At 59.1% G+C, this 11,887-nt stretch carries 12 protein-coding genes; 11 read left to right on the top strand and 1 reads right to left on the bottom strand.

Annotation, left to right across the window (positions count from 1 at the left end; all coding sequences use genetic code 11):
* The first annotated feature begins 100 nt into the window (after positions 1 to 100).
* Genes fliP through BN874_RS22305 form a run of 11 tightly spaced genes read left to right on the top strand, consistent with a single transcriptional unit; the run spans position 101 to position 10,264 of the window.
* Positions 101 to 700: a flagellar type III secretion system pore protein FliP gene (gene fliP, locus BN874_RS06840; protein WP_081756206.1), complete on the top strand. Its 600-nt coding sequence runs from the start codon at positions 101 to 103 to the stop codon at positions 698 to 700.
* Positions 701 to 718: 18 nt separating this feature from the next.
* Positions 719 to 988 (top strand): flagellar biosynthesis protein FliQ, encoded by a 270-nt coding sequence (fliQ, locus tag BN874_RS06845; protein ID WP_034431698.1) that lies wholly within the window; start codon positions 719 to 721, stop codon positions 986 to 988.
* Between the two features lie 6 nt (positions 989 to 994).
* Positions 995 to 1,774: a flagellar biosynthetic protein FliR gene (fliR, locus tag BN874_RS06850; RefSeq protein ID WP_034431700.1), complete on the top strand. Its 780-nt coding sequence runs from the start codon at positions 995 to 997 to the stop codon at positions 1,772 to 1,774.
* On the top strand, positions 1,774 to 2,895 hold the full coding sequence (gene flhB / locus BN874_RS06855; protein ID WP_034431702.1) for a flagellar biosynthesis protein FlhB: 1,122 nt from the start codon (positions 1,774 to 1,776) through the stop codon (positions 2,893 to 2,895). Before fliR ends, flhB begins: the two co-directional genes overlap by 1 nt.
* A 15-nt stretch (positions 2,896 to 2,910) precedes the next feature.
* Positions 2,911 to 4,992, top strand: a complete 2,082-nt coding sequence (gene flhA, locus BN874_RS06860; protein ID WP_034431703.1) for a flagellar biosynthesis protein FlhA — start codon at positions 2,911 to 2,913, stop codon at positions 4,990 to 4,992.
* Positions 4,993 to 5,052: 60 nt separating this feature from the next.
* Positions 5,053 to 6,354 carry a flagellar biosynthesis GTPase FlhF gene (flhF, locus tag BN874_RS06865; RefSeq protein ID WP_034431704.1) on the top strand — a complete coding sequence of 434 codons (1,302 nt, stop codon included), beginning with the start codon at positions 5,053 to 5,055 and terminating at the stop codon, positions 6,352 to 6,354.
* Positions 6,341 to 7,231: a MinD/ParA family protein gene (locus tag BN874_RS06870; RefSeq protein WP_051497527.1), complete on the top strand. Its 891-nt coding sequence runs from the start codon at positions 6,341 to 6,343 to the stop codon at positions 7,229 to 7,231. The genes flhF and BN874_RS06870 overlap by 14 nt, the downstream gene beginning before the upstream one ends.
* Positions 7,228 to 7,953 carry an RNA polymerase sigma factor FliA gene (locus BN874_RS06875; RefSeq protein WP_051497528.1) on the top strand — a complete coding sequence of 242 codons (726 nt, stop codon included), beginning with the start codon at positions 7,228 to 7,230 and terminating at the stop codon, positions 7,951 to 7,953. Before BN874_RS06870 ends, BN874_RS06875 begins: the two co-directional genes overlap by 4 nt.
* A 27-nt stretch (positions 7,954 to 7,980) precedes the next feature.
* Complete coding sequence (locus BN874_RS06880) at positions 7,981 to 8,724, top strand: flagellar motor protein (protein WP_034431705.1); 744 nt, start codon at positions 7,981 to 7,983, stop codon at positions 8,722 to 8,724.
* Positions 8,725 to 8,734: 10 nt separating this feature from the next.
* Positions 8,735 to 9,724, top strand: a complete 990-nt coding sequence (motD, locus tag BN874_RS06885) for a flagellar motor protein MotD (protein WP_034431706.1) — start codon at positions 8,735 to 8,737, stop codon at positions 9,722 to 9,724.
* 33 nt (positions 9,725 to 9,757) lie between these two features.
* On the top strand, positions 9,758 to 10,264 hold the full coding sequence (locus tag BN874_RS22305; protein WP_051497529.1) for a DUF2802 domain-containing protein: 507 nt from the start codon (positions 9,758 to 9,760) through the stop codon (positions 10,262 to 10,264).
* 84 nt (positions 10,265 to 10,348) lie between these two features.
* On the opposite strand, the gene BN874_RS06895 is transcribed toward BN874_RS22305, so the two are convergent.
* A partial coding sequence (locus tag BN874_RS06895; protein WP_154724789.1) for a flagellar hook-length control protein FliK occupies positions 10,349 to 11,887 on the bottom strand: 1,539 nt, incomplete at its 5' end.

Here is an 11,887-nt window from a genome sequence, read left to right on the forward strand (position 1 = left end):
CCAGCGCGATCATTGATATGGACGCCTTTTGGCAACATAGCGTCTGTTGTGCGCTGGCGGCGGCGAAACCTGGTCGCTGAGCCTGCAAATCCTCGCGCTGATGACCGCGCTCTCGCTGTTGCCGGCGGCGCTACTGATGATGACCGCTTTCACCCGCATTATCATCGTGCTGGCGTTTCTGCGCCAGGCGCTGGGCACCATGCAAACTCCGTCCAACCAGATTCTGATCGGGTTGGCGCTGTTTCTGACCTTTTTTATCATGGCCCCGGTGTTCGAGCGCATTAACGAACGGGCGCTCACCCCGTATCTGAACGACACTCTCACTTTTGAGCAGGCGCTGCGGGAAGGTCAGCAACCGCTGCAAACCTTTATGCTCGCTCAAACCCGGGAAAGCGATCTGGCGCTGTTCACCCAACTTTCCGGGCGGGAATCGCTGGAATCGGCGGATCAGGTGCCGTTCACGCTGCTGGTGCCGGCGTATATCACCAGCGAACTCAAGACCGCTTTCCAGATTGGTTTCATGCTGTTCATTCCGTTCCTGATCATTGATCTGGTGGTCGCCAGTATCCTGATGGCGATGGGCATGATGATGCTATCGCCGATGATGATTTCCTTTCCGTTCAAATTGATGCTGTTTGTGCTGGTGGATGGCTGGAGCCTGATAATGAGTACGCTGGCCTCCAGCTTCTATCTTCCCTGATGCCTGGAGACCGCGATCATGACCCCGGAAACGGTTATTACCCTCGGCCAGCGTGCCCTGGAACTGGCGACCCTGCTATCGGCGCCGGTGTTGCTGGCATCCCTGGTGGTCGGGGTGCTAATCAGCCTGTTTCAAGCCGCCACCCAGATCAATGAAATGACGTTGAGCTTTGTTCCCAAACTGCTGGTGGTGGTACTGATTCTGCTCCTGGCCGGGCCGTGGATGCTGGAGTTGCTGGTTGATTTTACCCGTAACCTGTTCAAAGAAATCCCCAATATGATCGGTTGATTGACCATGCCCTTCAGCAGTGCCGAAATCGCCGCCTGGGTCGGAGGCTTTCTTTGGCCGCTCACCCGGGTGGCTGCCCTGCTCAGTGTGGCGCCAGTGTTCGGATCACGAACGCTGCCTCGTCGAATTCGGCTGATGATGACGCTGGCGCTCACCTGGACGATTTTGCCGTTGGTGCCGCCGGTGCCGGTGATTGAGCCGCTCAGTCCGACCGGCCTGCTGGTCATAGCCCAGCAGGTTTTGATCGGCCTGAGTATGGGGTTTCTGCTGCGGCTGGTGTTTGGGGCGCTGGAACTTGGGGGGCATATGATCGCGACCCAGATGGGCTTGGGATTTGCCAGCCTGGTAGACCCGCAAAGCGGGGCCCAAAGCCCGCTGATCAGCCAGTTTTACGGGCTGCTCGGCACCTTGATTTTCCTGAGCCTGAATGGACATCTATTGCTGATCCGGTTTTTAGTAGAGAGCTTCACCACCCTGCCAATAGCGGCGACCGGCGTCGACCGCGAAGTGCTGTGGACCTTGGTAACTTGGGCCAGCCAGATGTTCGCTGGAGCGGTACTCATCGCGCTGCCCGCCGTCACTTCGCTATTAGTAGTCAATCTCGCCTTCGGGGTCATGACCCGCGCCGCGCCGCAGCTCAATATTTTCACAGTGGGGTTCCCGATTGGCTTGATCCTGGGACTGCTGATCGTACTCTACAGCCTGCCCACCCTGCTTCCCCAACTGGATAATCTGTTTGCTGAGGCATTTCGCAGCATCGGCCATCTGATAGGAGGACGCGGCTGATGGCCGAAAATGAAGACGGTCAAGAACGCACCGAAGAGGCCACGCCCCGACGGGCGCAGGAAGCGGCGGAAAAAGGCCAGGTTGTTCGTTCCCGTGAACTGACGACGCTGGCGATGTTGTTGGGCGCCGCCGCCGGTCTGCTGATCCTGGGACCCGCTTTGATTGAGGGGCTGGCTGCGCAAATGCACCTGGGCCTGGCGCTCGACTCCAAAAAAATTCTCGACTCCAACCAGATTCCAGCAGTGCTGGGACAGGCCTTCGTGGACTTGTTGCGGCTCCTGGCGCCCTTGCTCGGCCTGATGCTGGTCATTGCCCTGCTCGGCCCGCTGGCGCTCGGCGGCTGGACTTTCAGTCTGGGATTCAAATGGGACCGGCTGGACCCTATCAAAGGAGTAGCCCGTCTGTTCTCCTGGCAATCGCTGATGGAACTGGGTAAAGCTCTGGCCAAGTTCATGATCGTGGCCAGCGTAGCGGTCGGCTTGCTTTGGGTGCGCGAGCCGGAACTGCTGCACTTGGGAAAGGAGCCGCTGCTGCCGGCACTGGCCCACACTGCTCAGGCACTGGGCTGGATTTTTCTCATCCTGACCCTGCCAATGATCCTGATTGCCGGGGTGGATGTACCCTTCCAGATCCTCACTCACTTGCGCCAACTGCGGATGACCAAACAGGAAGTGCGCGACGAGTCCAAAGACAATGAGGGCAAACCCGAGGTCAAGGGCCGGATTCGCCGCTTGCAACAAGAGTTCGCCCAACGCCGGATGATGGAAAAAGTCCCCACCGCCGATGTCCTCATCACCAACCCGACCCATTACACGGTGGCGCTGCACTATCAACCGGACACCATGAGCGCACCGGTGGTCGTCGCCTTCGGCATTGACCATATGGCGCTACGCATCCGTGAGCGGGCCGCCCCCCACCACATCCCCCAGGTGACCTCGCCCCTGTTGGCCCGGGCGCTCTACTACAATTGCGCACTTGACAAACCGATCCCGACCAGCCTGTATGCGGCGGTTGCCCAAGTCCTCAGTTACATCTATCGGTTGCGCCGGGACGATCTGCTCGATGGGAAACCGATTGCGATGAGCGATGTGCCAGTCCCACCCGATTTGCGTACCCAGTAGAGACTCAGCACTGCCATGAACTTCACCGCAGCTTTCCGTGGGATCGCCCGCGCCGGTCTGGGGGTGCCAGCGATCCTGATCATCATCCTGGCGATGCTGGTCATCCCGCTGCCGCCGTTCGCGCTGGATGTATTCTTCACCTTCAACATCGCCCTGTCGCTGGTGGTATTGCTGGCGACGGTCTACAGCGAACGACCGCTGGATTTCACCGTATTTCCCACCGTGCTGCTGGTCACTACCCTGCTGCGGCTGGCCCTTAATGTGGCTTCAACCCGAGTGGTGCTGATCTATGGACATACCGGCCCGGACGCCGCCGGCAAGGTGATCGAGGCGTTTGGGCACTTCGTGGTCGGCGGCAACTACGCGGTCGGGATCGTAGTCTTCGCCATTCTTACCATCATCAATTTCGTGGTGGTGACCAAGGGCGCCGGACGGGTATCCGAGGTCAGCGCCCGCTTCACTCTCGACGCCATGCCCGGCAAACAAATGGCGATTGACGCCGACCTCAACGCCGGCGCTATCGATCAGGCCGAAGCCAAGCGCCGTCGCGCCGAGGTGGTGCAGGAAGCCGATTTCTACGGTTCCATGGACGGCGCCAGCAAGTTCGTGCGCGGCGATGCCATCGCCGGCCTATTGATCCTGTTCATCAACCTGCTGGGTGGCATCGCCATCGGCACCTTGCAACACGGGCTACCGCTGGCCGAAGCCACCACGTTCTACACCCTGCTGACCATCGGCGATGGGTTGGTGGCCCAAATTCCCTCGCTGCTGCTCTCCACCGCCGCCGCCATTATTGTCACCCGCGCCTCCGGTTCTCAGGACATCGGCCAGCAGATCACCCGGCAACTGTTCGGAAACTCGCAAACGCTGGCGATCACCGCTGCCATTATTGGCATGTTGGGACTGATTCCGGGCATGCCCAACCTGGTGTTTCTCAGTCTAGCGAGCGGTGCCGGCTATTTGGCTTGGCGCTCCCGCCATAGCCGGCCAGCTACCGCGTCTGCCACTGCCGAGGGCGGTTCTACCGATCCGGGCAGCGCCGAAACTCTGGACACGAAGGAAGTTGGCTGGGACGATGTGCCGGCGCTGGATACGGTCGGCATGGAAGTCGGTTACCGCTTGATCGCGCTGGTGGATCGCAACCAGAACGGGCAATTGCTGACCCGAATCAAGGGGGTGCGCAAGAAGCTGTCGCAGGAACTGGGCTTCCTGATCCCGCCGGTCCATATCCGCGATAATCTCGACCTGGCACCGACCGCCTACCGCATCGCGTTGCTGGGAGTGACCGCCGCCGCCGCCGAAGCCTTTCCCGACCGGCAACTGGCGATCAATCCGGGTCAGGTCCACGGTCATCTGCCCGGGATCACCACTCAAGACCCGGCGTTCAAGCTCCCCGCGATCTGGATCGAACCCAACCTGCGCGAGCAAGCCCAGACCCTCGGCTATACCGTGGTGGATGCCAGCACGGTCATCGCCACTCACCTGAACCAGGTTCTGCTTAACCATGCCCACGAACTGCTGGGTCATGAAGAAACCCAGCAACTGCTGGATCGACTGGCGACTATCGCGCCGCGACTGGTTCAGGATTTGGTTCCCAAGACCTTGGCGCTGCGAGTGGTGGCGCGGGTGCTGCAAAATCTGCTGGCGGAACAGGTGCCGATCCGGGATATGCGGACTATCGCCGAAACTTTGGCGGATCACGGGACCCGGAGTCAGGACCCTGACGGATTGACGGCTACGGTCCGAATTGCCTTAGGTCGGATGATTATTCAAAATATCAATGGCTTGGATGATGAGCTCTCGGTCATTACCCTTGCTGCTGAATTGGAACAAATCTTGCTCAGAACCTTGCAGATGGGCAAGGATGAACAAGCGCCCCTGGAACCGGGACTCGCCGAGCGTCTGCACAAGGCGCTGCTGGAAACCGCCCAGAAGCAGGAGTTGGTTGGGCAGCCGGCGGTGTTGCTGGTTCCGGACGTGATCCGTGTCATGCTGGCACGCTTTGCGCGACACGGGATACCCAACCTCCATGTCCTCGCTTTCGGCGAGATCCCCGAAGACAAGAAGCTCAAGGTGATCGCCACGGTGGGCCGGTAAGTGAATGAGACGCGGCATGCCCTGGATACGGCAGTCGCAACCATAGCGGGAACGAGAGCCATGAAGATCAAACGACTGTGTGCTGCCAATATCCGCGACGCGATGCGTAAGGTACGGGAGGAGTTGGGATCCGACGCGGTGATTCTGTCCAATGAACGAACCAGCGCCGGCTTCGAAATCGTTGCGGCGGTGGATTACGATGAAAAACTGCTCCAGGGGATGCAACAGACGGTCGCCACTGAAGCAGCGGCGCAGCGGCGGACGCTGGCGCGTGACTCGGCCCTGCCAGAAGACGACAAGCCCGATCTCCGCGAAATCCTCCGGGAAGTTGATCCACCGACTTCCGCATCCACCGTAGCAGTAGCGGTCGGAGAAACCGCCGAAGCAGCAAGCAGTGGCAAAGCGCGGGTGGTCTGGTCGCAAGATCCGTTGCTGGTCGAAATGCGCCATGAGATCCGGATCATGCACACGTTGCTGGAGCAGCAACTCTCCGGCCTGGCTTGGGGCGAACTGGCGCGCCGCCAACCCTATCGGGCAGAACTGTTGCGTCATCTGATGGATTTCGGTTTCGGTCCCGACCTGTGCCTGCGCCTGGCGGACGCCGCCACCAAGGAACAGAACGCTGAATTAGCCTGGCGCCTGGCGCTGGAAACTCTGGGGCGCGGGCTGTCGGTGACGCAGGACGATATTCTGACTCAGGGCGGCATTGCCGCGCTGATCGGCCCCACCGGGGTGGGCAAAACCACCACCGTCGCCAAGCTGGCGGCGCGCTATAATCTGCGGCACGGACCCGGCCGGGTCGCGCTGATCACCACTGACAGCTACCGAATCGGTGCTTTCGAGCAACTCTGCACCTTCGGCATGATTATGGATACGCCGGTACGGCTGGTCAGCACTGCCCAGGAGCTACAAGACGCCATCACCTCTTTTGCCGAAAAATCCCTGGTTTTGATCGATACCGCAGGCATGAGTCAGCGCGATGTGCGTCTGTCGCACCAGTTCGCCCTGTTAAACCATACTCCCCGCATTCGCAGCTACCTGGTGCTGGCGGCCAACGCCCAGCATTCGGTACTCCGCGAAACGGTCGCAGCTTTCGCCCAGGTTCCCCTGAGCGGTGCCATTCTCACCAAGGTGGATGAAACCACCCGACTGGGAGCCGTGCTGTCGGTAGTTCATGAAAAAGAATTGCCGCTGGCCTATATCAGCAATGGCCAGCGCGTGCCTGAAGATCTCCAGGTAGCACGGATTGATGCCTTGATTCGCATGGGTGAATCCTTTGCCGGGCTGTACGGTGAAGTAGCCGCCAGCGACGCACTGGCACTGACTTTTGGTGGGAGGCTGGCTGCTCATGTCGTCCGTTGAACCGGTTCGCAACCAGGCCGCTGGCCTGCAACACCTGAATCGGCGCCGCCCGGTGCGCGTAGTCTGCGTGACCAGTGGTAAAGGGGGGGTGGGCAAAACCAATATCACCGTCAACCTGGCCATAGCGCTGAGCCAACAAAACCAGAGTGTCATGGTGCTGGACGCCGATCTGGGATTGGCTAACGTGGATGTCATCCTGGGACTACACCCGCTTTACAACCTGTCGCATGTCATCGATCAGGAGCGCACCCTCGAAGAAGTCATCGTCACCGGCCCGAACGGTATCCGGATCATTCCGGCCAGTTCTGGAATCAAGCGGATGGCCGAGCTGACGTCTGATGAAAACGCGGGTATTGTCAATGCCTTCAGTGAATTGAACGATTCACTGGATATCATGCTGATTGACTCCGCCGCCGGTATTGCCGATAGCGTCGTCACCTTTAGCCGGGCTGCCCACGATGTGATCGTGGTGGTCTGCGACGAACCGGCCTCCATCACTGATGCCTACGCCCTGATCAAACTGATGAGCCAGGAGTACAGCGTGGATCGATTTCACATCCTGGCTAATCGGGTCGCCACTGCCCAGGAAGGCCGCGATCTGTTCGCCAAGCTGGTCAAGGTCTCCGACCGTTTCCTGGACGTTACCTTGAGCTTTTTTGGCACCATTCCTGAAGACGCGCAACTGCGCAAGGCAGTGCAGGCGCAACGGGCCGTAGTGGACGCCTTTCCGGGCAGCCGTTCGGCGGAAGCGTTTCACCGACTGGCCGCCCAGATGATTGGGCGCTGGCCGATGCCCCGCACCGCCAGCGGTTACCTGCAATTTTTCATCGAGCGGCTAATCAATCCGGCGTATTCGCCGGAGGAAAAAGCCGAATGAAAAGCCTCGCCCTGTACGCCAGCGTCGGCGGCGACAAGGCGGAGGATCAGATCACCCAATGTGCGCCGCTGGTCAAGCGGATTGCCTACCATCTGCTGGCGCGGCTGCCGGCATCCGTGCAGGTGGATGACTTGATTCAGGCCGGCATGTTGGGCCTGCTGGATGCCGCTCAGCGCTACGATCCAGCTCAGGGCGCGGCGTTCGCCACCTTTGCCGAACCCCGGATTCGCGGCGCAATGCTCGACGAAATCCGCAAGGGTGACTGGACACCCCGTTCGGTGCATCGCAAGGCGCGGCAGGTGAGCGCGGCCATCCACGCGGTTGAAACCGCTACCGGCCACGAAGCGCACGATACCGAGGTCGCCAAACACCTGGGCCTCACCCTGGCCGAATACCACGACACCCTGCGCGACCTGCGCGGCCAGAAACTGCTATCGCTTGACGAATCCAGTCCGGACGGAACTCATGAAGTCGAACAGATCCCCGCCCCCGATGGTGATCCCTCCGACCTGGTTAACCGGGAATATCTGCTCAAGCAACTGGCCGGAGCCATTGATCACTTACCCGAACGGGAACGACTGGTGCTCTCGCTTTACTACAATGAAGAGCTGCATCTCAAGGAAATCGGCGCGGTGCTGGGCGTCAGCGAATCCCGGGTTAGTCAATTGCACAGTCAAGCTTTGGCCCGACTGCGTGCCCGGTTCGTTGGCGGCGCGACCTGAGCAAGTACCCTTTCTGGAGCGACATGCATGGATATTTTAACCATTGTCGGCTTGGTAGTGGCGTTTGGCGGCATCATCGGCGGCATGCTGGAAGAAGGCGGCCATATTGGGTCGCTGCTGAACACCGCAGCGTTCATCATTGTGTTCGGCGGCACCATCGGCGCTGTCCTGATTCAGATGCCGATGGACGCCTTCAAGCGGGCGTTGAGTCGGTCCAAGTGGGCCTTTATGCCGCCCAAGATCCCGATGCAGGAAACTATCGAAAAAATCGTCGGCTGGAGCAATATTGCCCGCAAGGAAGGACTGCTGCGGCTGGAGGACCACATCCAGCAAGAGCCGGATCCCTTTGCCTCCAAGGCCCTGCAATTACTGGTAGATGGCAAGGAACCGGAGGAAATTCGCCATATCCTGGAGATGGATCTGGGGATCCGGGAAGAAACCGATATGCAGGCGATGGGTTTTTACGACGGCTTGGGCGGCTACGCCCCCACCATCGGCATTATCGGCGCAGTGTTGGGACTGATCCACGTCATGGGCAACCTGGCCGACCCCAGCAAGTTGGGTGGCGGTATCGCTGCCGCGTTCGTTGCCACCATTTATGGACTGGTTCTCGCCAACGTGTTTGCCTTGCCGATGGGTAACAAAATCAAAAGCGTCATCAAAAAACAGACCCGCCTTGGCGAGTTAATCATCGAGGGCGTCATCGCTATCGCCCACGGCGAAAATCCACGCAATATCGAATCCCGCCTCCAGGGCTTCATCATAAAATAAAGGCGCTGCCATGAGTCGCAAGAAACACGCCGAAGCCCACGAAAACCATGAACGCTGGCTGGTCTCCTATGCCGATTTCATCACGCTGCTGTTCGCGTTTTTCGTGGTGATGTATGCAGTGTCCTCGGTCAACGAGGGTAAATACCGGGTACTGTCCGATTCGATGCAGACCGCTTTCCGTACCTCCAGTCCCCAGAGCGTGAAACCCATCCAGGTGGGTGGCATGGTCGGTAGTCCAACCGCGCAGGCAGTAGGCCAAGCCAGTATGAAGGCCAACGTAGCTCCCGATTTGCGCCCACTGCCCGCCTCGGTCATTCAGCGCTCGCCTCGGGCAATGATGTCACAGGCGCGGGATTTTAATCCGAAAACCGATAAATCCCGTACCTCAACCATCACTGCCAGCACCGAAGGCAACATGGGAGGCGGAGTGGGTGCCGACAAAAATCTAGCTAAAGTGATGGCGAAGCTGCAAGCGGCGCTGGCGGATTTGATTCGCACCGATCTGGTGAATATTCGGAGCAGCGAATTCTGGGTAGAAGTGGAGATTAAGAACAGCATCCTGTTTGCCAGCGGTAGCGCCTTGGCTAATCCGGAAGCGCTGGTGCCATTGAATACCATCGCCGAAATTTTGCGTGAGATTCCCAACCGGATTCAGGTCGAGGGTTTCACCGACAATCGCCCGATTAAAACCCCGGTTTATCCCTCGAATTGGGAGTTATCGGCGGCGCGGGCGGCTAATATCGTCAATATCCTGATGGGTGACGGAGTGAGGCCGGAACGGATGTCAGCGATTGGCTACGGTGAGTACCAACCGATTGCCGATAACGGCACTGAGCAGGGACGAATGCAAAACCGGCGGGTGGTGCTGGTGATCATGGGGAATACCGATAGCCGTTATCCGGCTAATGCCCGTGAAGTGAACGCTACGCCACTAGCCACTACTACCACTCTCGCCGAAGCCAAGCCGGCCAGCGGGAAAACTTCCAGCAAAAAACCTTGATTTTCTCTTTTATCAATGCATCGAGGCTGGCCCATGAATGACGTTTTGTTTCACGGTATCGCATTGACCGCCTGGGTGGTCGGTAACGTGATGTTGATCGCACTGGGATTTATGGCGGCCCGCTTGTATTTCAACGCAGCAGACGCAGAATCCGATCAGGAGGGATTTTCCAGCCTGCGACAGGAGTTGAAGGGGGTTACGCTCTCGCTGGCGGCGCTAAGCGAGCGCCTGACAAAACTGGAACTCCAGATCGGACAACTGCGGGAAAGTGCGGATAAGCAAGGTTCGTCTTTGGGCCGGGACTCCGACCAAAAATCCTTCAAGATCGCCACCAAACTCGCCCTGCAAGGCGCCAACGTGGACGAAATCGTCGATCTTTGCGGGCTGGCCCGTGGTGAGGCGGAATTGATCCGCATGTTGCACGCTAACAATCAGGTCAGTTCCGGCAGCTTGGCTACTGGCGATCTGCCGCCCAAGCGTTCCCCGCGAGTTGTTGATTTCAGCGGCAAGAATAGCGCCCTGAATCCTTTCGACGAATAACTCCTGCCGATTCAATCCTCCTGACACTCCCGCACCGGATTCCGGCTTCCATGCCGGACTGACGGTGAAGCGGGGTGGATGATTTCAGACGTAATGATCGACCATTCCCAGTGAACGCCGAGGGCGAAGCGGCGGTTCGCCCGTATCCGCCGCTGGATTCCGATCTGGGGTAGCCGTTTCCGATCCACTCTCGCGCCGACTGTAGGGCTGCTCTCCGAAACCTGATTGCTGACGCGCCAGCGACTGATCGGACACCTGAGCCTGGTTCAATAAAATACCCTGACTGTTCAGCATTTCCCGCAACCTTGGCAAGGCATTTTCGATGGCTTCCCGCACCGCAGCCTCATGACATAAAAAAGTTACGTTTGTATGATTTTGCTGCATCGACATTCGCACCTCAATCGGTCCCAAATCCGGTGGATTGACCCGGATCTGGGCTTCCTGCACCCGACTATTGATCATCCAGTTGAGTTGGTGACCGAGCGTCCTTCCCCAGTTACTTTGTTGCAAATCCAAGGTATCTGAAGTGGTCTGGGTAAAAGTGGGAGTGGTTACCGCCTCTGGACGAGACGATGCCACTGAAGCCACACTTGCTGGAGGAGTGATCGCTGATCCACTCGCCGGAGCCGTCGGTTCAGCGGCACGAATCACCACCGGTTCCGCAGACAGTTTTTCCAGTTGCGGATTTTCAGCATCGACTCCATGAACCGACTGGGGGCGAATCGGAGCGGCGGCGGTCACGAGCGAGAGCGAATTGTGGATCGTCGAAGTTGCCGATGGATCAGAACGGGTAGTGCTTGGGCCGGTGGTGGTTACCGGCACAGATACTGGCTGCGCTTCACCCGCGAGCACTTGCACTGCGGAATCCGTTTCGACGGTTGCTACCGGCTCGATAACATTGAACGGATCGGCTAGGCGCGGTTGAAATGGACGCCCGCCCATGGTTTGAGACGCACTCGGCTTGGGGGCAACATTATCCTGGAGGGCAGCATCGATCTCCGCGCCAGCGACGGCTGTAACCTCGGTCGCGGTACTTGCCGATATCGCCGACGATAATGTCATGCTCGGTGCATCCAACCGTACCGGTGTCCGATCCTGCTGCCCAGCGCTCACCTTTTTCGCCATATCAGCTACCGGCATTGCCATGGTTACCGTCGCTAACCCGCTTACCGTCTCAGCCACTGGCGTAATAACCGCCATCGGAGCCTGATTCAGCCGATCAACGGGCGGAATAACAAAAGTCGCTGCCGGCATCTTCGCCACCGGCAACGCCGAATCAGACCGTTCAACGGCAGCAGCCACCGGCGTAGTAATTTCCATTGGAGCCAGATCCACTCGCTCGACGGGCGGGACAGCGGGCGTTGCTATGGCCGTTTTCGCTACCACTGGCGTTGTATCCAGACGTTCGACGGCAGCCGCTACCGGTACCGCTTTTATGGTCTCGGTGACCGGCGGGGTGACTGCACTGGGCACTCGCTCCGGGTGTTCGACGGGCGGGACAGCGGGCATTGCAATGGCCGTTTTCGCCACCGCTGGCGTTGTATCCAGACGTTCGACGGGAGTTGCTACCGGGACCGCTTTTACGGTCTCGGTGACCGGCGGGGTGACTGCACTGGGCACTCG

Source organism: Candidatus Contendobacter odensis Run_B_J11, assembly GCF_000531125.1.
In the GTDB taxonomy this organism is placed as follows: Bacteria; Pseudomonadota; Gammaproteobacteria; order Competibacterales; family Competibacteraceae; genus Contendibacter; species Contendibacter odensensis.

Bases quoted from the DNA above. Each gene is read 5' to 3' on its own strand.
- BN874_RS06875 (WP_051497528.1), top strand. From the start codon at position 7,228: ATGAAAAGCCTCGCCCTGTACGCCAGCGTCGGCGGCGACAAGGCGGAG.
- fliP (WP_081756206.1), top strand. From the start codon at position 101: ATGACCGCGCTCTCGCTGTTGCCGGCGGCGCTACTGATGATGACCGCT.
- BN874_RS22305 (WP_051497529.1), top strand. From the start codon at position 9,758: ATGAATGACGTTTTGTTTCACGGTATCGCATTGACCGCCTGGGTGGTC.
- BN874_RS06880 (WP_034431705.1), top strand. From the start codon at position 7,981: ATGGATATTTTAACCATTGTCGGCTTGGTAGTGGCGTTTGGCGGCATC.
- BN874_RS06870 (WP_051497527.1), top strand. From the start codon at position 6,341: ATGTCGTCCGTTGAACCGGTTCGCAACCAGGCCGCTGGCCTGCAACAC.
- fliR (WP_034431700.1), top strand. From the start codon at position 995: ATGCCCTTCAGCAGTGCCGAAATCGCCGCCTGGGTCGGAGGCTTTCTT.
- fliQ (WP_034431698.1), top strand. From the start codon at position 719: ATGACCCCGGAAACGGTTATTACCCTCGGCCAGCGTGCCCTGGAACTG.
- flhA (WP_034431703.1), top strand. From the start codon at position 2,911: ATGAACTTCACCGCAGCTTTCCGTGGGATCGCCCGCGCCGGTCTGGGG.
- flhB (WP_034431702.1), top strand. From the start codon at position 1,774: ATGGCCGAAAATGAAGACGGTCAAGAACGCACCGAAGAGGCCACGCCC.
- motD (WP_034431706.1), top strand. From the start codon at position 8,735: ATGAGTCGCAAGAAACACGCCGAAGCCCACGAAAACCATGAACGCTGG.
- flhF (WP_034431704.1), top strand. From the start codon at position 5,053: ATGAAGATCAAACGACTGTGTGCTGCCAATATCCGCGACGCGATGCGT.